This is a genomic window from Pseudomonas neuropathica (assembly GCF_051174785.1).
GTDB lineage: Bacteria > Pseudomonadota > Gammaproteobacteria > Pseudomonadales > Pseudomonadaceae > Aquipseudomonas > Aquipseudomonas neuropathica_A.
This window is the reverse complement of record NZ_CP195111.1, coordinates 5,923,411-5,946,066: the sequence shown is the minus strand read 5'-3', so window position 1 is coordinate 5,946,066 and position 22,656 is coordinate 5,923,411. Positions and strand designations below refer to the sequence as shown.

Below are 22,656 nucleotides of genomic sequence, written 5' to 3'. Positions count from 1 at the left end.
CACTGCAGGAGCGCTCCATGATTCGGCTCACCGCTGAACTCACCCCGGCTGGCACCAGTTACCTGGCGACCGGCCAAGGCCAGCCCGTGGTTTTGATCCACGGCGTGGGCCTGAACAAAGAAATGTGGGGCGGGCAGATTGTCGGCCTGTCCAGCCAGTACCAAGTGATCGCCTACGACATGCTTGGTCATGGCGCCAGCCCGCGACCGGCCAGCGGCACCGCCCTGCTCGGTTACGCCGATCAGTTGCTCGAGCTGCTCGATCACCTGAATCTGCCGCAGGCAGCGGTGATCGGTTTCTCCATGGGCGGTCTGGTCGCGCGGGCCTTTGCCCTGCATTACCCGGAGCGCCTGCAAAGCCTGGTGGTGTTGAACAGCGTGTTCAACCGCAGCGAAGAACAGCGTGCCGGCGTCATTGCCCGTACCGCGCAAGCGGCGGAACATGGCCCGGACGCCAATGCCGAAGCAGCGTTGTCACGCTGGTTCAGCCGCGAGTACCAGGCGGCCAACCCGGCGCAGATCGCCGCATTGCGCCAGACCCTCGCCAATAATGATCCACAGGGTTACCTGACCACCTACGAATTGTTCGCCACTCAAGACATGTACCGCGCCGACGACCTGGGCAGCATTCAGGCGCCGACGCTGATCGCCACGGGTGAACTCGATCCTGGTTCGACCCCGGAAATGGCCGAGCAACTGGCCCGGTGCATCCCCGGTGCGAAGGTTGCCGTGCTGCCTGAGCAACGGCATATGATGCCCGTAGAGTCGCCGCGTCTGGTCAACCAGACGCTGCTGGAATTTCTCCAATTCGCACACTCCCGACAAAACCATATAAAGGGGATCGTTGCATGACACTCGCACGCTTCCAGATGTGCATCGGCGGAGAATGGGTAGACGCCCTCTCCGGCAAGACCTTCGAAAGCCTCAACCCGGCAACCGCGCAAGCCTGGGCGGAATTGCCTGACGCTGATGAGGCCGACGTCGAACGCGCCGTGCAATCGGCACAGACTGCTTTCGACAGCCCGGCGTGGCGCGGCCTGACCGCCACCGCGCGCGGCAAATTGCTGCGCCGTCTCGGTGATTTGATCGCAGAAAACAAGGAGCAACTGGCGCAGCTGGAAAGCCGCGACAACGGCAAACTGATCCGCGAAACCCGTGGCCAGGTCAGCTATCTGCCGGAGTTCTTCCACTACACCGCAGGCCTCGCCGACAAGCTCGAAGGCGGCACGCTGCCGTTGGATAAGCCGGATCTGTTCGCCTACACCGTGCACGAAGCCATGGGCGTAGTCGCGGCGATCATTCCGTGGAACAGCCCGCTGTACCTGACCGCGATCAAACTCGCCCCGGCCCTCGCCGCCGGCAACACGATTGTGATCAAGCCGTCCGAGCACGCATCCGCAACGATTCTTGAACTGGCGCGCCTGGCCCTCGAAGCCGGGATTCCGCCGGGCGTGGTCAACGTCGTCACCGGTTACGGCCCAAGCACCGGCGCCGCCCTCACCCGCCATCCGTTGATCCGCAAAATCGCCTTCACCGGCGGCGCAGCCACGGCGCGGCATGTGGTGCGCAGCAGCGCCGAAAACTTCGCCAAGCTATCGCTGGAACTGGGCGGCAAGTCGCCGAACATCATCTTCGCCGACGCCGATCTGGACAGCGCGATCAACGGCGCGATTGCCGGGATCTACGCAGCGTCCGGACAGAGTTGCGTGTCCGGTTCCCGCCTGCTGGTGCAGGACGAAATCTACGACGAGTTCGTCAATCGTCTGGTCGAACGCGCCCAGCGCATCCGCATCGGCAACCCGCAGGAAGACAATAGCGAGATGGGCCCGATGGCGACCGCGCAGCAACTGGCGGTGGTCGAAGGTCTGGTCGCCGATGCCATCGCTGAAGGCGCGCGTTTGCGTACCGGCGGCAAGCGCCCAACCGATCTCGGTGAAGGCTGGTTCTACGAGCCGACGCTGTTCGAATGCGACCGCAATTCGATGAAGATCATGCAGGAAGAAGTCTTCGGTCCGGTCGCCTCGGTGATTCGCTTCAAAGACGAAGCCGAAGCGCTGGCCATCGCCAACGACTCGCAATTCGGCCTCGCCGCCGGCATCTGGACCCGCGACCTGGGCCGCGCCCATCGCCTGGCGCGCGATGTACGCTCGGGGATTATCTGGGTCAACACCTACCGCGCAGTGTCAGCAATGGCGCCGATCGGCGGCTTCAAGAACAGTGGCTATGGACGCGAAAGCGGCATCGATTCGGTGCTGGCCTACACCGAACTGAAAACGGTGTGGATCAACCTTTCTCAGGCACCAATGCCTGATCCGTTTGTGATGCGCTAGGAGTCCTGCGAAATGATCGAACCCGGCATTTACAAAGACGTCATGAGCTCGTTCCCGTCCGGCGTCACGGTGGTCACCACCCTCGACCCGGATGGCGGAATTGTCGGCATCACTGCCAGCGCCTTCAGCGCGCTGTCGATTGACCCGGCGCTGGTGCTGTTCTGCCCTAACTACGCTTCCGACACCTACCCGGTGCTGCGTGACAGCAAGAAGTTTGCGATCCATTTGCTGTCCGCTGACCAGACCGCTGAGGCCTATGCGTTTGCCGGTAAGGGCAAGGACAAGGCCAAGGACATCGAGTGGCATTTGAGCGATTTGGGTAACCCGATTCTGGCCAAGGCCACGGCGATCATCGAGTGCGAGTTGTGGCGTGAGTACGATGGTGGTGATCACGCGATTATCGTTGGCGCGGTGAAGAACCTGATCCTGCCCGAGCAACCGGTGACGCCGATGATTTACCACAAAGGCAAGCTCGGGCCGTTGCCAACACTGGCCTGAGACAACAATGCACAACTCTGTGGGAGCGAGCTTGCTCGCGAAGGCGTAGTGTCAGTCGACATCAATGTTGAACGTAATGACGCTTTCGCGAGCAAGCTCGCTCCCACAGGGGATGGTGTGGTGAGGAGGAATGATGAGTAACGAAAAATACGAAAAAGGCCTGAAAATCCGCACTCAGGTATTGGGCGAAGCCTACGTGCAGCGCTCAATCGAAAACGCCGACGACTTCACTCGCCCCTTGCAGGAAATGGTCACCGAATACTGCTGGGGCCATGTCTGGGGTCGCGAAGGTTTGTCGCTCAAGGAGCGCAGCATGATCAACCTGGCGATGATCTCGGCGCTCAACCGTCCGCACGAACTCAAGCTACATGTGCGTGGCGCCTTGCGTAACGGCCTGAGTCGTGAGCAAATACGCGAAATTCTGCTTCAGGTCGGCATTTATTGCGGCGTTCCGGCGGCCGTGGACAGTTTCCGGCTGGCCCGTGAAGCCTTTGCCGAAGCCGACGCCGAGGCCCCAGTCAACCCCTCGGCTGTTTAGATGCCCGTCTGGCATGGACAGCCAATTTAAAGAGCGGACCCCATGAAACGCCAGCCACTCGACGACAGCTTCAAGGTCAATCGCAACCCCGTTACCCTGCGCGAAATCGTGCTGGATAAACTGCGTAGCGCGATCATGAATTTCCAGCTCATGCCCGGTGATCGTCTGGTCGAACGCGATCTGTGCGATCGCCTCGGCGTGAGCCGTACGTCGGTGCGTGAAGCCTTGCGTCACCTGGAATCCGAAGGCCTGGTCGAGTTCGCCGATGCCAAAGGCCCGCGCGTGGCGATCATCACCCTCGCCGATGCCGTCGATATCTACGAGTTGCGTTGTGTGCTGGAAGGTTTGATCGTGCAGCTGTTCACCCTGCGCGCCAAGGCCAAGGACATCAAAGCCCTGGAAAAAGCCCTCGACGACAACCGCAAGGCGCTCAAGGACGGCGAGCTGCAACAGGTGATCGACTCGGTGCAGGGCTTCTACGACGTGCTGCTCGAAGGCTCGGGCAACCATGTGGCGGCAACTCAACTGCGTCAGTTGCAGGCGCGCATCAGCTACCTGCGTGCGACCTCGGTATCTCAGGAAAACCGTCGCGGCGCGAGTAACCACGAAATGGAAAAAATGGTCGAGGCGATCAAGAGCGGCGATCCGCTGGCGGCGCATCAGGCCTGTGTTGATCACGTTCGCGCTGCCGCTGCGGTAGCGCTCGACTATCTCAAGCGCAAGCAGGAAGAGACCGGCGCTACGCCACCGATCACCCTGCCCATCGCGCTGAAAGAACCGCGTATAGGTCACTGATATGTTCAGCCCGAGCTATTGCCCGAAATGCGGTGGCCCTGACCTCGGTCAGCAGATACCGCCGGGCGATACGCACGAGCGCCTGATGTGTCGCGGCTGCGGCTACATCCACTACGTCAATCCGAAGATCATCGCCGGCTGCATCATCGAGCAGGACGGCAAATACCTGTTGTGCCAACGGGCGATCCCACCACGCCCAGGCACCTGGACGTTGCCGGCCGGGTTCATGGAAAGCGGCGAGACCACCGAGCAAGCGGCGATCCGTGAAGTCTGGGAAGAAAGCGGCGTGCGCGCGGAAATCGTCTCGCCGTATTCGATTTTCAGCGTGCCGAAGATCAGCGAGGTGTACATCATCTTCCGTGCGATCGCACTGGAGATCACCGGGCAGTACGGCCCGGAAACCATGGATTACAAATTCTTCGCGCCTGAAGAGATTCCGTGGGAACAGATCTATTACCCGGCGATCCGGCAGATTCTTGAGCGCTATATCGAAGAGCGCCAGGCTGGGGTTTATGGGATCTACATGGGCAATGATGATAGCGGCAAGATCCACTTCATCCGCTGATCACCACTTCACCCCTGTGGGAGCGAGCCTGCTCGCGAATGCGGTCGAACATTCAACATGTGTACCGACTGACACGACGCCTTCGCGAGCAGGCTCGCTCCCACAGGGGTGAAGTGGTGTGGCTTAAACTGACGGCATACCTTCGACGATGATGATGTCTGCCTTCGCCCATTCTTCGCGATAACTTTTCGCTTCCTGATACGCCGCCGAGTGGTAGCACGCCACGGCTTTTTCGTAGCTCTCAAACTCGATCACTACGCTGCGTTGCGGCGTCTCGCGCCCTTCCATCGCCTCGCTGCGCCCGCCTCTGGCCAGAAACCTCGCGCCGAACGCGGCGAACGCCGCCGGCGCGCGCTGGGTGTATTGGCTGTAGTGATCGGCATCAGCTATATCCACGTGAGCAATCCAGTACGCCTTCATAGTGACCTCTTTGTTTATTTTGTATTATGGTATACCAATATATTTCCAACAAACCCTGAGAGTCCAGCATGGCCTTCAACAGCATTGAAGAAATCATCGAAGATTATCGTCTCGGCAAAATGGTCTTGCTGGTCGATGACGAAGACCGCGAAAACGAAGGCGACCTGCTGCTGGCCGCCGACCGTTGCACGCCCGAGGCGATCAGCTTCATGGCCCGTGAAGCGCGCGGGTTGATCTGCCTGACGTTGACCGACGAACATTGCCAGCGTTTGGGCCTGGAGCAAATGGTCCCGGCCAATGGCAGCGTGTTCAGCACCGCGTTTACCGTGTCGATTGAAGCGGCGGTTGGCGTGACCACCGGCATTTCCGCAGCTGATCGCGCCTGCACGGTTGCCGCCGCTGTCGCACCGAATGCCCGCGCCGAAGACCTGGTGCAGCCGGGCCACATTTTCCCCCTGCGCGCCAAGGAAGGTGGCGTGTTGACCCGCGCCGGTCACACCGAAGCCGGTTGCGACCTGGCACGTCTGGCCGGTTTCACCCCGGCCTCGGTGATCGTCGAGGTGATGAACGACGACGGCACCATGGCCCGCCGCCCGGATCTGGAAGTGTTTGCGCGCAAGCACGGGATCAAGATCGGCACCATCGCCGACCTGATCCACTATCGCCTGAGCACCGAACACACCATCGAACGGATTGGTGAGCGTGAGCTGCCGACGGTGCATGGCACCTTCCGTTTGATCACGTTTGAGGATCGCATCGAGGGCGGTGTGCACATGGCGATGGTCATGGGTGATTTGCGCCGTGAAGAACCGACGCTGGTGCGCGTGCATGTGATCGATCCGCTGCGCGATCTGGTCGGCGCCGAGTACAGCGGGCCGACCAACTGGACGCTGTGGGCGGCGTTGCAACGGGTTGCGGCTGAGGGTCATGGGGTTGTCGTGGTGTTGGCCAATCATGAATCGTCGCAGGCGTTGCTGGAACGGGTGCCGCAACTGACTCAGCCGCCACGGCAGTTCAGCCGCTCGCAATCGCGGATTTATTCGGAGGTGGGGACTGGGGCGCAGATTTTGCAGAATCTTGGGGTGGGCAAGCTGCGGCATCTCGGCCCGCCGCTCAAGTACGCTGGCCTGACCGGCTATGACCTGGAAGTGGTCGAGAGCATTCCGTTCACTGAATAAAGCTGCCCTCACCCCAGCCCTCTCCCAGAGGGAGAGGGAGCCTACCGAGGTGATTGCACGCTATACGCCGACCTGAGATTCCGAGCCGAACTCAGGTTTTGAACAGCCTCCGATCGGCCCCCTCTCCCGAAGGGAGAGGGCTGGGGTGAGGGGCTGGATCTAACATTCACAAAAACATCCAAGCCGAACGCATCAAATAACCGCCCGGCCAGATAACCGGTAAGGCAAAGTGCTTGCACAAAGCTTGGAATACCATAATATGATATTCCATAGACCGGACACTCCCACGGACGTCCATCTACTGCTCCCGACAGGCGGGCAACAACGCAAGCCCGCTCAAAAACACAACAATGAGGGCGTGAAAATGGTGTTGAACAAAGCTGCAACCGCGATCTTTTTTGCGGGACTGCTCAGCGTCACCGGCCAGGCTGCAATGGCTGCCGAAAGCGTGAACTTCGTCAGCTGGGGCGGAAGCACCCAGGATGCGCAGAAACAGGCCTGGGCCGATCCGTTCAGCAAGGCCAGCGGCATCACCGTCGTGCAGGACGGCCCGACCGACTACGGCAAACTCAAAGCCATGGTCGAGAGCGGCAACGTGCAGTGGGACGTGGTCGATGTCGAAGCCGATTTCGCCCTGCGCGCCGCCGCTGAAGGCCTGCTCGAACCCCTCGATTTCAAAGTCATCCAGCGCGACAAGATCGACCCGCGTTTCGTCAGCGATCACGGTGTCGGCTCGTTCTTCTTCTCCTTCGTCCTCGGCTACAACGAGGGCAAACTCGGCGCCAACAAGCCGCAGGACTGGAGCGCCCTATTCGACACCAAAACCTGGCCCGGCAAACGCGCCCTGTACAAATGGCCAAGCCCCGGCGTACTCGAACTGGCGCTGCTGGCCGACGGCGTAGCAGCTGACAAGCTCTACCCGCTGGATCTGGATCGCGCCTTCAAGAAACTCGACACCATCAAGAAAGACATCGTCTGGTGGGGCGGTGGCGCGCAGTCGCAGCAACTGCTGGCGTCCGGTGAAGCGAGCATGGGCCAGTTCTGGAACGGTCGCATTCACGCCCTGCAAGAAGACGGCGCGCCGGTCGGCGTGAGCTGGAAACAGAACCTGGTCATGGCCGACATTCTGGTGATTCCAAAAGGCTCGAAAAACAAGGATGCGGCGATGAAGTTTCTGGCCGCCGCCAGCAGCGCCAAAGGCCAGGCCGACTTCTCCAACCTGACCGCCTACGCCCCGGTCAACCTCGACAGTGTGGAGCGTCTGGATTCGACGCTGGCCCCCAACCTGCCGACTGCCTACGCTAAGGATCAGATCACTCTTGATTTCGCGTACTGGGCCAAAAACGGCCAGGCCATCGCGACACGGTGGAACGAATGGCTGGTCAAATGAAAATGGCGGCCACCGCGTCCCGTCCCTCCACTGCTACCGGGAGCGCCGCAAGCGCTGCCGGTTCGGCCCACGGAACACAGGCGGTTGCGATGCAGCAAGCCCCGTCCCTCAGACAACGCTGGCGCGGCGCCGGCAACCTCGCCCCGGCGCTGTTGTTCATCGGCCTGTTCTTTCTCGCGCCGTTGATTGGCCTGCTGTTGCGCGGCGTGCTCGAACCGACCCCAGGCCTCGGCAACTACGAACAACTGTTCGCCAACTCGGCGTATGCCCGAGTGCTGCTCAACACCTTTTCGGTGGCCGGGCTGGTGACGCTGTTCAGCCTGCTGCTGGGCTTTCCGCTGGCCTGGGCGATCACTCTGGTGCCACGCGGCTGGGGGCGCTGGATTCTCAACATCGTGCTGCTGTCGATGTGGACCAGCCTGCTCGCCCGCACCTATTCGTGGCTGGTGCTGCTGCAAGCCTCCGGTGTAATCAACAAGGCCTTGATGGCGATGGGCATCATCGATCAGCCGCTGGAAATGGTGCACAACCTCACCGGTGTGGTGATCGGCATGAGCTACATCATGATTCCGTTCATTGTGCTGCCGTTGCAGGCGACTATGCAGGCCATCGACCCGATGATCTTGCAGGCCGGTTCGATCTGCGGCGCCAGTCCGTGGACCAACTTCTTCCGGGTGTTCCTGCCGCTGTGCCGGCCGGGTCTGGCCTCCGGTGGCTTGATGGTGTTCGTCATGTCGCTCGGTTACTACGTCACCCCAGCGCTGCTCGGCGGGGCGCAGAACATGATGCTGCCGGAGTTCATCATTCAGCAGGTGCAATCGTTCCTCAACTGGGGCCTGGCCAGTGCCGGCGCCGCGTTGCTGATCGCGATCACGCTGGTGCTGTTCTACTTCTACCTGAAGCTTCAGCCGGAATCCCCGGTTGGCGCCAGTAACGCGAGGTAAGCCGACATGCTCCTGACTCCCAATGCGATGAGCCGCCGGATGCGCTTCGGCCTCTACGCCACCACCGGGCTGATCGGTCTGTTCCTGCTGTTGCCGATCGTGTTCATCGTGCTGCTGTCGTTCGGCTCTTCGCAGTGGCTGGTGTTCCCGCCACCGGGCTGGACGCTGAAATGGTACGGCCAGTTCTTCTCCAACCCGGACTGGATGAACGCCGCTGCGGCCAGCCTCAAAGTTGCCGTGCTGACCACAATCTGCGCCGTGGCCCTCGGTTTGCCGACTGCATTTGCGCTGGTGCGCGGGCGCTTTCCCGGGCGAGAAATGCTCTACGGCCTGTTCACCCTGCCGATGATCGTGCCGTTGGTGATCATCGCCGTGGCGGTGTACGCGCTGTTTCTCAAGCTCGGTTATACCGGGACCATGTTCGCTTTCGTGGTCAGCCATGTGATTGTCGCATTGCCGTTTACCATCATCTCGATCATCAACTCGCTGAAACTGTTCGATCAGTCGATTGAAGACGCCGCGGTGATTTGCGGTGCCTCGCGCCTGCAAGCGGTGTTCAAAGTGACGTTCCCGGCGATTCGTCCGGGCATGGTTGCCGGCGCCCTCTTCGCCTTCCTGGTTTCGTGGGACGAAGTGGTGCTCAGCGTGATGATGGCCAGCCCGACCCTGCAAACCCTTCCCGTGAAAATGTGGACCACCCTGCGCCAGGACCTGACACCGGTGATCGCCGTCGCTTCGACGCTGCTGATCGGCTTGTCGGTTTTGGTCATGGTCATCGCCGCCGCACTGCGCCGGCGCAACGAAATCAGCGCCTGAGCGCCAGGAGTACGACATGAGTGCCGTGATCAAAGACGCCTCCCAGCAGAACGACAAACCGCTGGTCAGCCTGCGCAACCTGAACAAGCACTACGGTGATTTTGCCGCCGTCGACAACATCTCGCTGGACATCAAGGACGGCGAATTCCTCACCTTCCTTGGCTCCAGCGGCTCAGGCAAAAGCACCACGCTATCGATGCTTGCCGGATTTGAAACGCCAAGCAGCGGCGAGATCCTCGTCAACGGTCAATCGCTGGTGAATGTACCGCCGCACAAGCGTGACATCGGCATGGTGTTCCAGCGCTATTCGTTGTTCCCGCATCTGTCGGTACGCGACAACATTGCCTTCCCCTTGGCGATTCGCAAACTGGCGGCGGCGGAACGCGACAAGCGTGTCGATGCCATGCTGAAACTGGTGCAGCTTGAGCAATTCGCTCATCGCCGCCCTTCGCAATTGTCTGGCGGCCAGCAGCAACGTGTCGCCATTGCGCGCGCGCTGGTCTATGAGCCGCGGATTTTGCTGATGGATGAACCGCTGGGGGCGCTGGATAAAAAACTGCGCGAGGACTTGCAGGATGAATTGCGCCAACTGCATCGTCGCTTGGGCATCACTATTGTTTACGTGACCCACGACCAGGAAGAAGCCATGCGTTTGTCGCAACGCATCGCGATTTTCAGTGACGGCAAGATTGTCGGTCTGGGCAGCGGGTATGACCTTTATCAGAATCCGCCGAATGCGTTTGTGGCGTCGTTTCTGGGCAACTCGAATTTCCTCAAGCTCAAGGCGCAGGGCAATGCGGCGGCGAGTTTTGAGGGGCAGTCGTTGTCGATTCGACTGACCGCTGGGTTGCATACGGATCAGGATGTGTTGCTGATGGTGCGGCCGGAAAAGGCACTGGCGTTGAGCGTGGCGCAGGCGATTAGCGAGCCGCTGCCGTCAGGTTGGAATGAGGTCTCAGCAAAAGTCGTGGAGGTGTTGTTTCTTGGTGAGAGCCAGACCTGCAGCGTGATCACTTCCGGCGGTACTTCGATGACGGTGAAGGCCTTGTCCGCCACCGGTATGCCGCTCAAGGCTGGCGATCCGGTGCAAGTGCGTTGGGCGACTGCTGATGCTTGCGTCTATACCGAATGGACTGAAAGCGACCTCAACAAAGCGGCCGGTGCTCACTGATAGCGTGTTGTCTGTGAGATTTACCCCCTCACCCCAGCCCTCTCCCCCAAGGGGGGCGAGGGGGAAAGGGAGCAGATCGGGGGCTTTTCAGGACCTGAGTTCGACTCAGGACTTTCAAGTCGATGTATAACGCCAAAACAACCCGGTCAGTCCCCTCTCCCTCCGGGAGAGGGCTAGGGTGAGGGAACCAGTCGACGCGGTTTCAGACAATAGCGCGGTAGCCTTCTATCTCATCCGGCCAGGCGGTGAGAATTTCAAACCCCGTCTCCGTCACCGCCACCATATGCTCCCACTGCGCCGACAATGAGCCGTCCTTGGTCAGCACGGTCCAGCCATCCGGCATGTTTTTCACATGACGCTTGCCGGCATTGAGCATCGGCTCCACGGTAAAAATCATCCCGGCCTTGAGCTTCATCCCCTGATCGGGAAAGCCGTAATGCAGAATCTGCGGCTCATCGTGATAGACCTTGCCGATCCCGTGCCCGCAGTACTCGCGCACCACGCTGAAGCCTTCCTTCTCCGCCAGGCTCTGGATCGCATGGCCGATATCACCCAACGTCGCGCCCGGTTTCACCACGCGGATGCCCGCGCACATCGCCTCGTAGGTGGTCTTGATCAGGTGCTGCGCTTCAGGCGTCGCCTCGCCGACCACGTACATACGGCTGGTGTCGCCGAACCAGCCATCCTTGATCACCGCGATGTCGAGGTTGACGATGTCACCATCTTTCAGCGGTGTGCCCGACGGAATCCCGTGGCAGACCACATCGTTGACCGACGCGCAGACGGTTTTCGGAAAACCGTGATAGCCAACGTTGGCCGGCACCGCTTTCTGCACGTTGACGATGTAGTCATTGCACAGCTGATCGAGCTGATCAGTGGTCACGCCGGCCTTGACGTGTGGCACCAGCATCGCCAGCACTTCAGCAGCGAGTTTGCCGGCAGCGCGCGATTGGGCGATGTCGGCCGGGGTGTTGATCTTGATCTGGTTTCTCATGCGCTGACGGCTTCCTGAGTCAGTTGTTGCAGATCCAGCCCGCCGTTCTGTTCGGCGCGGATCAGCAAGCGGCAAATGGCGCTGTGATCGAGGTTGGGGTGCAGTTCGGCGAGCATGCCGATGCGCATCCAGTGTTCAGCCTGCGCGTTGATCGAGCGGCTGAGCGCGTTGCTGGAGATGCGCAGGTTCTCGTGCATGTCCTCTGAAATCTTTACGATACCCATATATGAATCCGATACAATGTGTATATGGATCGTATATTAGCCAAGCCCCCACCAAAATTGCAAACACACAGGCTGATCGTTCCCACGCTCCGCGTAGGAATGCAGCCCGTGACGCTCCGCGTCACTCGACGCGGAGCGTCCCAACAGGCATTCCCACGCGGAGCGCGGGAACGATCAACAGCCAAATCGCGGGCAAAAAAAAGCTGCCAAAACTGGCAGCAAAAACTTTAAGAACACGCGATGTATTGGCCTCAGCATAGACGCCGGATAATGACAGTGTCATGACAGCCGCACATTCATTCAACCGCCCCGCCCCCCGTCATCAGGATGTCATCAAGATCACGGCAGAATCCTCGCAAACCGTCTTGAGCCTTGCGACGGACGTTCTGCAGGGATTCCCATGAAAGACGACGCCTCGCTGTTTGCTGCCATCGACCTGGGTTCGAATGCCTTTCGCCTGCTGATCGGCCAGTCGGTGCGCAGTCGAAAGGGCTTGCAGATTCAGGAAGTGAAAACCTTGCGCGAACCGGTGCGGCTTGCCGAAGGCTTTGATGGCGGTGCGCTGGATGCACTGGCACTGGATCGCGGCTGGCAGGCATTGGCGCGATTCGGCAAGAAGCTGCGCGGTTTCGAGGCTGGCCGAGTGCGTGCGGTGGCGACCAGTGCAGTGCGCGAGGCGGACAACGCGCAGCTGTTTCTGGCCAGTGCCGAGCGGCATCTGGGCTTTCCCATTGATGTCATCTGCGGCCATGAAGAGGCGCGACTGGTCTACGCCGGCGTGACCCATGCTTTGCCCAGCGCCGAAGACATGCGCTTGGTGGTCGATATCGGCGGCGGTTCCACCGAACTGATCCTCGGCCAAGGCTCACAACCGTTGCTCACCGAAAGCATCGCCATCGGCAGCGGCACTTTGAGCACGCGATTCTTTCGCGGCGGTGATGTGTCCGCCGGCGCGCTGCAGGAGGCCGAACGTTTCGCCATTCTGCAGTTTGAAAAAGTTGCCCGACGCTATCGTGCGCAGGGCTGGCAGCAAACCATTGGCTCCTCCGGCACCGCACGCATGCTGGCCAAAGTGCTCAAGGCCAATCGCCTCAACGACTTCGGCCAGGACGGCATCACCTACGGCGGCCTGCTGCGCCTGTCGTTACTTCTGCTGAAAGTGAACAACGTGCAACAGCTCAAGCTCGCCGGCCTGCAACCCCATCGCCAGAGCATTCTGCCTGGTGGGCTGGTGTTGATGCTGGCGGCGTTCAAAGTGTTCGGCATTGCGCAAATGCTGCCCTCCGAACCGGGCCTGCGTTTAGGCGTCTTGCACGGTTTGATGAGCCAGCACTGATTCTCGCCATGACAGATTCGTCTCCCCTTCAGCGGCGCGATCGACTACCATGCCGCCGCCGGTTTCCAAACGGGATTAATAGGGAATCCGAGGTGCTTGCACAGCATCGATCGGAACTGCCCCCGCAACTGTAGGTGCCGAGCCTGCTCCATAACTGCCACTGGGTGAACCCCGGGAAGGCCGGAGCCAGGCGATGACGCATCAGTCAGGAGACCTGCCGGCACAGTGACTGACTAACCGGCGGGGTGTCCGGGAAGGACATCGTGCCGTGTACTTCTTCTTTTGATGACCGGCCTTGCGCAGTTTCCCTGACCGCGTTCGATGGTGTGTTTCCGATCCGTACTCTCCCGCTCCCGTACGGTTCCCCTGGAGACTGCCCCATGCTGCTGCCCCGCATCGCCACCCTTATCACCGGCCTGAGCCTTTGCGCCATGGCGCAGGCGGCCCCGACGGCCTATCCGCTGACGATCGAAAACTGCGGCAGCACCCTGACCTTCCAGCACGCACCGAAGCGCACGGTGACCATCGGCCAGGCCGGCACGGAAATGCTCTACGCCATGGGCCTGGGTGACAAAGTCGTCGGCACTTCGCTGTGGTTCAACAACGTGCTGGATAAATACAAGGCGCAGAACGACAAGATCGAGCGTCTGGCCGATAACGAACCGAGTTTCGAATCGGTGATCGGCAAGCGCCCGGAACTGGTCGCCGTGGAGCTGGAATGGATGGTCGGCCCGCAAGGTGCGGTGGGCACTCGCGAGCAGTTTCATGAGCTGAAGATTCCGACCTATCTGCTGCCTTCCGATTGCGAAGCCAAGGACAACCTTGTCGGCGCGGATGGCACGCGACTGGCGCCGTTTCGCATCGAGACGATTTACAAAAGCGTGAGCCAACTGGCGCAGATCTTCGATGTGCAGGAGCGTGGTCAGCAACTCAACGATCAACTCAAGGCCAGCCTCGCCAAGTCGATTGTCACCGCCCAAGGCAAACAACTGAAGGACGCCAGCGCGCTGGTGTGGTTCTCCAGCGCACAAATGGACATCGAGCCGTTCGTGGCCGGGCACAAAGGCGTTCCCGATTTCATGCTCAACACCCTCGGCGTGCGCAACGTGGTGGAGTCGGATGAAGAGTGGCCAACGGTCGGCTGGGAAACCATCGCCAAAGCCAATCCGACGTTCCTTGTGATCGCGCGTATGGACCGCCGTCGCTTCCCCGCTGACGACTATGAAAAGAAACTCGCCTTTCTGCGCAGCGACCCGGTGACCCGCAACATGGACGCGGTGAAACACAACCGCATCATCATTCTTGACGCCATGGCCATGCAGGCCAGCCTGCGCATGTTCGATGGCATCGAGCAACTGGCCACCGCCCTCAACGGCTTTGACCTGTCGCAATGAGTGCCAGCCTGATCCGCACATTACTGGCCTTGGCGACATTGTTGATTGCAGTGATCGCCGGCGTGGCCATCGGTGAAACCTCGATTGATCCGGGCGTGGTCGTGCAAGTGCTGGCGAACAAATTGTGGGGCGCCGGGTACGCGCTGGATCCTATCGACGAAGGCATCGTCTGGAACTACCGCCTGACCCGCGCACTGGTCGCGGCCGCATGCGGTGCCGGTCTGGCGACGTGCGGAGTGATTTTGCAGTCGCTGCTGCGTAATCCACTGGCCGATCCGTATCTGCTGGGGATTTCTGCCGGGGCTTCGACCGGGGCGGTAATGGTGGCGCTGCTGGGTGTTGGCGCCGGGATCATCTCGTTGTCAGTCGGCGCATTTGCCGGCGCAGTCACGGCGTTCGTGCTGGTAATTGTGCTGGCGCGGGTCAGCGGTTCGGCCAGCGGCACCGGGCAGATCATTCTTGCGGGGATCGCCGGTTCGCAGTTATTCAATGCGCTGACGGCGTTTCTGATTACTCGCTCGGCCAGCTCCGAACAGGCACGCGGGATCATGTTCTGGCTGCTGGGCAATCTCGGTGGCGTGCGCTGGCCATCGGTGTGGCTGGCAGTGCCGGTTGCCGTGCTGGGACTGGTCGTGTGCCTATGGCATCGGCGGGCGCTGGATGCGTTTACCTTTGGCGCAGATTCGGCGGCGTCTCTCGGCATTCCGGTGCGGCGCGTGCAGATTCTGCTGATTGGCTGCGCGGCGCTGGTGACGGCGGTGATGGTGTCGATTGTCGGTTCGATCGGCTTTGTCGGGCTGGTGATTCCCCACGCCGCGCGTCTGTTGCTCGGCACCGGGCATGCACGCTTGTTGCCGGCCAGCGCATTGGGCGGCGCAGTGTTTCTGATTGCCGCCGATGTGTTGTCGCGCACGTTGATCAAGGGCCAGGTAATTCCGGTCGGGGTGATTACCGCACTGGTCGGGGCGCCGGTGTTCGCCTTGATTCTGGTTGGCCGCAGGTCCGCACGATGAACAGTGTTTTGAGTTGTTCTGGTCTGAGCTTCAAAGTGCGCGGCGCCGAGTTGCTCAACGGTGTGAGTCTTGAGGTTCAGCGCGGCGAGACGCTGGGCATCGTCGGACCGAATGGCTCGGGCAAATCCACCCTGTTGAAGTTGCTGGCGGGGTTGCGCGAACCGAGCGCCGGCGAGGTGCTGCTCGAAGGTCTTCGTCTCGGCAAAATGGCCCGGCGCAGCATTGCGCAGAAGCTGGCGGTGGTCGAACAACAAGCCGACACCGATGACGGCATTCGCGTGTTCGACGCTGTGGCGCTGGGGCGCACGCCTTGGCTGTCGGCGCTGCAACCGTGGTCGCAGGCAGACGACACGATCATCCAGCAAGCGCTCACCGATGTAGACGCCATGCACCTGCGCACGCGTCTTTGGCGCAGCCTGTCGGGCGGTGAGCGGCAGCGAGTGCATATCGCCCGGGCCCTGGCCCAGCGACCGCAAATCCTGTTGCTGGACGAACCGGCCAACCACCTCGACATTCAGCATCAATTGACCATTCTCAACGTGGTGCAGGCGTTGCCGGTGACCACGCTGATCGCCTTGCATGATCTCAATCAGGCGTTGAAGTGTGATCGTCTGGCGGTGCTGGAGCGCGGGCGGCTGGTGGCGTTGGGCGCGCCGCTGGAGGTGCTGACACCGCAGCGGTTACAGGAGACTTTCGGAGTCAAGGCGCACTACCTGACGGACCCGTTTGATGGGGCGCAGATTCTTCGATTCCATTCATGACGGCGTGCATATGTGTCGTCTGCCAAACCGGGTCAGCGTCGACGTCAATAATCTCGAAACCCTGCCGCTGCCAGAACGCGATGGCGCCCGGTAAAAACGGATGAGTGTGCAGATAAATCACCTCGACCCCGTCGGCGAGTGCCAGGTCTTTGAGTGATCGATACAGGGCGCCGGCCAGCCCTGAGCGGCGCTGCGATGGCAGGACAAACAGGCGGACGATTTCCACCACTTCAAGGTCCGGATAGGGCAAGTGCGGGAAACGTCGGTCGTAAGGGAGATAGCCGATTGAGGCGACAATCTGCCCTTCGTGACGAGCGATCAGAAAGCGCCCTGCCCCGTGAAGATAAACTTCGGCAAACCGCGCCAGATCATCGGGCATGCCAGCCGCGCTGAGCTTGGGCAAAAGCTCGGCACGGGCCTTTAAGACAAAATCCAGAACGTCAGGAATATCGGCGTCGGAAACAGCTTGGATAACGGGTTGATGTTTCATGTAGCGAGAGCGCCTGGACTGCGGCTGGCCACAGTAGCAACAACAGGTCCCGCGAAGCCATCCAATCTCATGACTTGCACAAAACCCTGTGGGAGCGAGCCTGCTCGCGAAGGCGGCAGATCATCCAACATTGATGTTGACTGACAGGACGCTTTCGCGAGCAGGCTCGCTCCCACAGGTTTTGTACTTCATCCAACCTGAGCGTTATGCCAGTTCTTTGCGCAGTTGGCGGGCGGCGGTGACCATGTGCACCAGCGCCGCTTCGGTCTCCGGCCAGCCACGGGTTTTCAAACCGCAATCCGGGTTGACCCACAGGCGTTCGGCCGGAATACGCTTGGCCGCCTTGCGCAGCAGATTTGCCATTTCCGACGCATCCGGGATGCGTGGCGAGTGGATGTCGTAGACGCCCGGGCCGATTTCGTTCGGATAAGCGAAGGCTTCGAAGGCACCCAGCAGCTCCATGTCCGACCGAGAAGTCTCGATGGTGATCACGTCGGCGTCCATCGCCGCGATGGACTCGATCACATCATTGAACTCGCTGTAGCACATGTGCGTGTGGATCTGCGTTTCGTCGCGCACACCCGAGGCACACAGACGGAACACCTCGGTCGCCCAATCCAGATAGTGCTGCCACTGCGCCTGACGCAACGGCAGACCTTCACGGAACGCCGCTTCGTCGATCTGCACGATCTTGATCCCGGCAGCTTCCAGATCGACCACTTCGTCGCGGATCGCCAGCGCCAGTTGCCGGGCCTGCACTTCGCGGCTCACGTCTTCACGGGGGAACGACCACATCAGCATGGTCACCGGGCCGGTCAGCATGCCTTTCATGACCTTGTCGGTCAGGCCTTGCGCGTAGCGGATCCACTCGACGGTCATGGCTTTCGGGCGGCTGAGGTCGCCGAAGATCACCGCCGGTTTGACGCAACGCGAACCGTAACTCTGCACCCAGCCACAGCGCGTGAACACATAGCCATCGAGTTGCTCGGCAAAGTACTCGACCATGTCGTTGCGCTCGGCTTCACCGTGCACCAGCACATCGAGGCCCAGACGTTCCTGGATCTCCACCGCGTGGCGGATTTCGCTGTGCATGGCTTCGGTGTATTCGGCTTCGGTCAGCCTGCCTTGTTTGAACGACTGACGAGCGAGACGGATCGATGCGGTTTGCGGGAACGAACCGATTGTCGTGGTCGGGAACAGCGGCAGATCGAGGCCGGCGCGCTGCTTGGCGATGCGCTGGGTAAACAGCGACTGACGCTGGCTGTCCTTGGCAGTGATTGCGGCCACACGGGCCTGAACAGCAGGATTGTGAATGCGCGGCGAAGCGGCACGCGCAGCCTGCACCAAACGGCTTTCGGTCAGGGCAAGCAGCACTTTCGGCGCTTCGGGCTCATTGACGGCATGCGCCAGAACCGCGACTTCTTCGCACTTCTGCACAGCGAAGGCCAGCCAGCTTTTCAATTCGGCATCAAGCTTGTCTTCACGGCCCAGATCTACCGGGCTGTGCAGCAGCGAGCAGGACGGCGCGACCCACAGACGCTCACCCAGACGCTCATGGGCATGGCGCAATGTCGCCAAGGCGTTCTCCAGATCGCAGCGCCAGACGTTACGGCCGTTGACCACGCCCAAAGACAACACTTTGTAAGCCGGCAGACGATCAAGAATGGTCGGGTACTGCTCCGGTGCGCGTACCAGATCAATGTGCAAACCATCGACGGGCAGGTTCGCCGCCAGACCGAGGTTCTCTTCCAGACCACCAAAGTAAGTCGCGAGGAGTTTCTTCAGCGGATCACGCTGGATCTGGTTGTAGGCACGCTCGAAAGCGTTCTTCCATTCCTGCGGCAAGTCGAGCACCAGAATCGGCTCGTCGATCTGCACCCACTCGACACCTTGAGCAGCAAGGCGTGCGAAGATCTGCCCATAAAGCGGCAGCAAGCGATCGAGCAACTCCAGTTTGTCGAACTCCGCACCTTTGGCCTTGCCCAGCCACAGATACGTCAGCGGACCGATGATCATCGGTTTGACGTTGTGACCGAGGGCGCGGGCTTCTTCGACCTCTTCGAACAATTGCTCCCAGCCCAGCTGAAACCGTTGATCAGCACTGAATTCCGGGACCAGATAGTGATAGTTGGTGTCGAACCACTTGGTCATTTCCTGTGCGTGCGCACCGCCGCAGCAACTATCGCTGACGCCACGGGCCATGCCGAACAGGGTCTGCAGACTGGCTTTGCCGTCATGCGGACGGAAACGCTCCGGGATCACACCGAACATCAGCGAGTGCGTCAGGACCTGGTCGTACCAGGCGAAATCGCCAACCGGGAGCAGCTCGATGCCGGCGTTCTTCTGCAAGTCCCAGTGGGCCTTGCGCAGCTCGCGACCGACTTCACGCAGACCGGCCTCGTTCAGTTCTCCTTTCCAGAACGCCTCTTGCGCTTTCTTCAGTTCGCGGTCGCGACCGATGCGCGGAAATCCAAGGGAATGGGCCAGTGCCATAACAAACAACTCCAATGTCTTGTTGATGGCGGCCATTGTCGGGATCGGGCGTTAGTGAGACAAACTCATTTTAATCTTGATCAACACAAGTTTCCCTCATGATCAAATAATCGCAATACTTCACCTGAAAACGCTGCAGAGTTGACAGCGCGGACGACGGTTGAGCGGTTTTTGCGGCAGGAAATTTCTCGTCAATTCAAGCTGTTCGTCGCCATGAAGACGCCCTTTGAAAACTCGATGACGCCTCTGTGTAAACGCCCCCGAACCCGCCCCGGCAAGTCTTTGATTTCGATCTATCGTTAGATCGAAATGGCTGAATTGGCGACCGACTAAAGGTTGCGACAGCTGATGTCTGAGCCTATGTTGCACGCGAGTCTTTTCCCCGCGATTGGAACGCGATCAACACCACCCAGAGGTGAAGAAATGTCAAAGGAATCACGCCCTGCCGTACTTGGGCTGATCGGCAATACTCCGCTTGTGCAAGTCACCCGCTTCGACACCGGGCCTTGCACGCTGTTTCTCAAACTCGAATCGCAGAACCCCGGGGGCTCGATCAAGGACCGCATCGGTCTGGCGATGATCGACGCCGCCGAGCGTGATGGTCGCCTGCAACCCGGCGGCACCATCGTCGAAGCCACCGCCGGCAACACCGGCCTGGGTCTGGCACTGGTTGGCCGCGCCAAAGGCTATCGCGTGGTGCTGGTGGTGCCGGACAAAATGTCCACCGAGAAAGTCCTGCACTTGAAGGCCATGGGCGCCGAGGTGCACATCACCCGCTCCGACGTCGGCAAGGGCCATCCCGAGTATTACCAGGATGTCGCCGCTCGTCTGGCGAAAGACATTCCCGGCGCGTTCTTCGCTGATCAGTTCAACAACCCGGCCAACCCTCTGGCCCATGAATGCAGCACCGCGCCGGAAATCTGGGCGCAGACCGAACATGACCTGGATGCCATCGTTGTCGGTGTCGGCTCGGCCGGCACGCTGACGGGCCTGAGCCGCTTCTTCAAACGCGTGCAGCCGGATCTGGAAATGGTCCTCGCCGATCCGGTCGGTTCGGTGATGGCCCAATACAGCCGCGACGGCTCGCTGCCGACGCCCGGCTCATGGGCGGTGGAAGGCATCGGCGAAGACTTCATTCCGTCGATCACCGACCTCTCCAGCGTGCGCCACGCCTATTCCATCAGCGACGAAGAAAGCTTCGATCACGCCCGCCAGTTACTCAAGGCCGAGGGTATTCTCGGCGGCTCGTCGACCGGCACCCTGCTCGCGGCGGCGCTGCGTTATTGCCGCGAACAGACCGAGCCGAAGCGCGTGGTGAGTTTTGTCTGCGACACCGGTACGCGCTATCTGTCGAAGGTCTACAACGACCAGTGGATGACCGACCAAGGCCTGTTGCAGCGCAAGGGTTACGGTGACCTGCGTGACCTCATCGCCCGGCGTTTCGAGGACGGCCGCGTAATCAGCGTCGGCCCTGACGACACCCTGCTGACCGCGTTCCAGCGCATGCGCCTGGCCGATGTCTCGCAATTGCCAGTGCTGGTGGAAGGCAAGCAACTGGTCGGCGTGATCGACGAGTCGGACATCCTCCTGCCGGTGCACGAAGATGCCGCCCGCTTCAGCCAATCGGTGTCCAGCGTGATGACCGACAAGCTGCAAACCCTTGCACCCGGTGCCAGCCTTTCTGAACTGGAAGCAGTGCTCAGCCGTGGCCTCGTCGCGATCATTGCCGATGCATCGGGCTTCCATGGCCTGATCACCCGCACCGACATGCTCAATCAATTACGGAGATCCCTCGCATGAGTCAGCACGACGACAATTCCCAAGGCTTCGCGACCCGGGTGATTCACGCCGGGCAGACGCCGGACCCGACCACCGGTGCGCTGATGCCGCCGATCTACGCCAACTCCACGTACCTGCAAGAGAGCCCCGGCGTACACAAGGGTTTCGATTACGGACGCTCGCACAACCCGACGCGTTTTGCCCTGGAACGTTGCGTGGCGGATCTTGAGGGCGGCACCCGTGCATTCGCGTTCGCTTCCGGTCTGGCGGCGATTTCGACCGTGCTGGAATTGCTCGATGCCGGCTCGCACATTGTCTCTGGCAATGACTTGTACGGCGGCACCTTCCGCCTGTTCGACAAGGTCCGTCAGCGCAGTGCCGGGCACCGTTTCAGCTTCGTTGATCTGGCCGATCTGTCGGCATTCGAAGCGTCGTTGCAGGACGACACGCGCATGGTCATGGTCGAGACGCCGACCAACCCGCTGCTGAGTCTGTCGGATCTGGCGGCCATTGCGCGCATCTGCCGGGCGCGCGGGATTATCTGTGTGGCCGACAACACCTTTGCCAGCCCGTATATCCAGCGGCCGCTGGAGCTGGGTTTCGACATCGTGCTGCACTCGACCACCAAATACCTCAACGGTCACTCCGACGTGATTGGCGGTATCGCCGTGGTTGGGCAAAACGAAGAACTGGCCGAGAAACTGGGCTTTTTGCAGAACGCGGTCGGCGCGATTGCCGGGCCGTTCGATGCATTCCTGACCTTGCGCGGGGTGAAAACCCTGGCACTGCGCATGGAGCGTCATTGCAGCAATGCGCTGGATCTGGCGCAGTGGCTGGAGCAGCAGCCGCAGGTCAAACGTGTCTACTACCCGGGGCTGACCTCGCATCCGCAGCATGAGTTGGCCAAGCGCCAGATGCGTGGTTTTGGCGGGATGATTTCCGTAGACCTGAACAGTGACCTCGACGGTGCGCGGCGTTTTCTCGAGAACGTGAAGATCTTCGCCCTGGCGGAAAGTCTCGGCGGCGTGGAGAGCCTGATCGAGCATCCGGCGATCATGACCCATGCGACCATTCCTGCTGAAACCCGCGCAAAACTGGGGATCGGCGATGGTCTGGTGCGTCTGTCGGTGGGCGTCGAAGACGTCGAAGACCTGCGCGCCGATCTGGCGCAGGCGCTCAAATCGATCTGACCTGGCAGGAACGACAAAGCCCGCACGAAGCGGGCTTTGGTGTTCGAGCAGGCGGCCAGTGCTGGTCTCTGGCTTACAAGGTTTATCGGGCTTCCCACAGTACCGGGCCAAATTGAAAAGGGTACGGCCTCGGCTGCTTCACACGGCATAAGGGCTGGATCTCAGCGCGGAGATCTTTCTAACCGTGTACCTTTCGGAGCGCGCCCCACGCCCCCTTGCTATCCGATTGCGCATCAGTCTGCGTCTTCGCCTACATCTTTGAGACTAGCAAAGGCTCACCCGAGGCGGGTCAGTGTTTTTAGACTGATTTGAGCTTTGCCCCAGTCGGGCAGGAAGAG

At 60.6% G+C, this 22,656-nt stretch carries 22 protein-coding genes and 1 riboswitch; of the genes, 17 read left to right on the top strand and 5 right to left on the bottom strand.

Annotated elements, in window-relative coordinates:
- The first annotated feature begins 17 nt into the window (after window positions 1-17).
- The 6 genes from ACRRSD_RS26855 (at window position 18) to ACRRSD_RS26830 (ending at window position 4,725) form a co-directional block, all read left to right on the top strand.
- Window positions 18-851 carry an alpha/beta fold hydrolase gene (locus ACRRSD_RS26855; RefSeq protein WP_435036295.1) on the top strand — a complete coding sequence of 278 codons (834 nt, stop codon included), beginning with the start codon at window positions 18-20 and terminating at the stop codon, window positions 849-851.
- Window positions 848-2,329 (top strand): aldehyde dehydrogenase, encoded by a 1,482-nt coding sequence (locus tag ACRRSD_RS26850; protein WP_008088056.1) that lies wholly within the window; start codon window positions 848-850, stop codon window positions 2,327-2,329. The genes ACRRSD_RS26855 and ACRRSD_RS26850 overlap by 4 nt, the downstream gene beginning before the upstream one ends.
- 12 nt (window positions 2,330-2,341) lie before the next feature.
- Window positions 2,342-2,827 (top strand): flavin reductase family protein, encoded by a 486-nt coding sequence (locus tag ACRRSD_RS26845; RefSeq protein WP_435036294.1) that lies wholly within the window; start codon window positions 2,342-2,344, stop codon window positions 2,825-2,827.
- Window positions 2,828-2,960: 133 nt separating this feature from the next.
- Window positions 2,961-3,365 carry a carboxymuconolactone decarboxylase family protein gene (locus tag ACRRSD_RS26840; RefSeq protein WP_008088075.1) on the top strand — a complete coding sequence of 135 codons (405 nt, stop codon included), beginning with the start codon at window positions 2,961-2,963 and terminating at the stop codon, window positions 3,363-3,365.
- Window positions 3,366-3,407: 42 nt separating this feature from the next.
- Window positions 3,408-4,160 (top strand): GntR family transcriptional regulator, encoded by a 753-nt coding sequence (locus ACRRSD_RS26835; protein WP_099758791.1) that lies wholly within the window; start codon window positions 3,408-3,410, stop codon window positions 4,158-4,160.
- A gap of 1 nt (window position 4,161) precedes the next feature.
- The gene (locus ACRRSD_RS26830; RefSeq protein ID WP_435036293.1) at window positions 4,162-4,725 is read left to right on the top strand and encodes an NUDIX hydrolase; all 564 of its coding nucleotides are present in this window, start codon (window positions 4,162-4,164) and stop codon (window positions 4,723-4,725) included.
- 123 nt (window positions 4,726-4,848) lie between these two features.
- Here the strand turns inward: ACRRSD_RS26830 and ACRRSD_RS26825 are convergent, their stop codons facing one another.
- Complete coding sequence (locus tag ACRRSD_RS26825) at window positions 4,849-5,145, bottom strand: DUF1330 domain-containing protein (protein WP_435036292.1); 297 nt, start codon at window positions 5,143-5,145, stop codon at window positions 4,849-4,851.
- A gap of 68 nt (window positions 5,146-5,213) precedes the next feature.
- Between ACRRSD_RS26825 and ribBA the strand changes: the two genes are divergently transcribed.
- The 5 genes from ribBA to ACRRSD_RS26800 all read left to right on the top strand — a co-directional run bounded on the left by ribBA (window position 5,214) and on the right by ACRRSD_RS26800 (window position 10,644).
- Window positions 5,214-6,323: a bifunctional 3,4-dihydroxy-2-butanone-4-phosphate synthase/GTP cyclohydrolase II gene (gene ribBA / locus ACRRSD_RS26820; protein WP_095050094.1), complete on the top strand. Its 1,110-nt coding sequence runs from the start codon at window positions 5,214-5,216 to the stop codon at window positions 6,321-6,323.
- Window positions 6,324-6,687: 364 nt separating this feature from the next.
- On the top strand, window positions 6,688-7,713 hold the full coding sequence (locus tag ACRRSD_RS26815; RefSeq protein WP_064392978.1) for an ABC transporter substrate-binding protein: 1,026 nt from the start codon (window positions 6,688-6,690) through the stop codon (window positions 7,711-7,713).
- Window positions 7,710-8,657: an ABC transporter permease gene (locus ACRRSD_RS26810; RefSeq protein ID WP_174244503.1), complete on the top strand. Its 948-nt coding sequence runs from the start codon at window positions 7,710-7,712 to the stop codon at window positions 8,655-8,657. Before ACRRSD_RS26815 ends, ACRRSD_RS26810 begins: the two co-directional genes overlap by 4 nt.
- Window positions 8,658-8,663: 6 nt before the next feature.
- A complete protein-coding gene (locus ACRRSD_RS26805) occupies window positions 8,664-9,473 on the top strand; it encodes an ABC transporter permease (RefSeq protein ID WP_007918021.1) in 810 nt (269 codons plus the stop codon).
- Window positions 9,474-9,489: 16 nt separating this feature from the next.
- Window positions 9,490-10,644, top strand: coding sequence for an ABC transporter ATP-binding protein (locus ACRRSD_RS26800; protein ID WP_435036291.1), 1,155 nt, complete (start codon window positions 9,490-9,492; stop codon window positions 10,642-10,644).
- Window positions 10,645-10,846: 202 nt separating this feature from the next.
- Here the strand turns inward: ACRRSD_RS26800 and map are convergent, their stop codons facing one another.
- Both map and ACRRSD_RS26790 read right to left on the bottom strand, forming a co-directional pair.
- Window positions 10,847-11,638, bottom strand: coding sequence for a type I methionyl aminopeptidase (gene map, locus ACRRSD_RS26795; RefSeq protein WP_435036290.1), 792 nt, complete (start codon window positions 11,636-11,638; stop codon window positions 10,847-10,849).
- The gene (locus tag ACRRSD_RS26790; RefSeq protein WP_007918027.1) at window positions 11,635-11,862 is read right to left on the bottom strand and encodes a ParD-like family protein; all 228 of its coding nucleotides are present in this window, start codon (window positions 11,860-11,862) and stop codon (window positions 11,635-11,637) included. The genes map and ACRRSD_RS26790 overlap by 4 nt, the downstream gene beginning before the upstream one ends.
- A gap of 400 nt (window positions 11,863-12,262) precedes the next feature.
- Here ACRRSD_RS26790 and ACRRSD_RS26785 point away from each other — a divergent pair, with 400 nt between their 5' ends.
- From ACRRSD_RS26785 to ACRRSD_RS26770, 4 genes are all read left to right on the top strand, one after another.
- A complete protein-coding gene (locus ACRRSD_RS26785; protein WP_435036289.1) occupies window positions 12,263-13,198 on the top strand; it encodes a Ppx/GppA phosphatase family protein in 936 nt (311 codons plus the stop codon).
- 42 nt (window positions 13,199-13,240) lie between these two features.
- Window positions 13,241-13,434: riboswitch (cobalamin riboswitch) on the top strand.
- 144 nt (window positions 13,435-13,578) lie between these two features.
- Window positions 13,579-14,592, top strand: a complete 1,014-nt coding sequence (locus ACRRSD_RS26780; RefSeq protein WP_435036288.1) for an ABC transporter substrate-binding protein — start codon at window positions 13,579-13,581, stop codon at window positions 14,590-14,592.
- A gap of 8 nt (window positions 14,593-14,600) precedes the next feature.
- Entirely contained in the window at window positions 14,601-15,605 is a 1,005-nt protein-coding gene (locus tag ACRRSD_RS26775; protein ID WP_435038550.1) for a FecCD family ABC transporter permease, read from the top strand.
- Entirely contained in the window at window positions 15,602-16,366 is a 765-nt protein-coding gene (locus ACRRSD_RS26770) for an ABC transporter ATP-binding protein (RefSeq protein WP_435036287.1), read from the top strand. The genes ACRRSD_RS26775 and ACRRSD_RS26770 overlap by 4 nt, the downstream gene beginning before the upstream one ends.
- On the opposite strand, the gene ACRRSD_RS26765 is transcribed toward ACRRSD_RS26770, so the two are convergent.
- Window positions 16,305-16,856, bottom strand: coding sequence for a GNAT family N-acetyltransferase (locus tag ACRRSD_RS26765; protein WP_435036286.1), 552 nt, complete (start codon window positions 16,854-16,856; stop codon window positions 16,305-16,307). The two genes, ACRRSD_RS26770 and ACRRSD_RS26765, sit on opposite strands and share 62 nt — an antisense overlap.
- Before the next feature lie 204 nt (window positions 16,857-17,060).
- On the bottom strand, window positions 17,061-19,349 hold the full coding sequence (metE, locus tag ACRRSD_RS26760) for a 5-methyltetrahydropteroyltriglutamate--homocysteine S-methyltransferase (protein WP_435038548.1): 2,289 nt from the start codon (window positions 19,347-19,349) through the stop codon (window positions 17,061-17,063).
- Window positions 19,350-19,772: 423 nt separating this feature from the next.
- Between metE and ACRRSD_RS26755 the strand changes: the two genes are divergently transcribed.
- Together ACRRSD_RS26755 and ACRRSD_RS26750 are read left to right on the top strand one after the other, a co-directional pair.
- Window positions 19,773-21,149: a pyridoxal-phosphate dependent enzyme gene (locus tag ACRRSD_RS26755; RefSeq protein WP_127926881.1), complete on the top strand. Its 1,377-nt coding sequence runs from the start codon at window positions 19,773-19,775 to the stop codon at window positions 21,147-21,149.
- Window positions 21,146-22,318, top strand: coding sequence for a cystathionine gamma-synthase (locus ACRRSD_RS26750; RefSeq protein WP_435036285.1), 1,173 nt, complete (start codon window positions 21,146-21,148; stop codon window positions 22,316-22,318). The genes ACRRSD_RS26755 and ACRRSD_RS26750 overlap by 4 nt, the downstream gene beginning before the upstream one ends.
- Window positions 22,319-22,656: the final 338 nt, after the last annotated feature.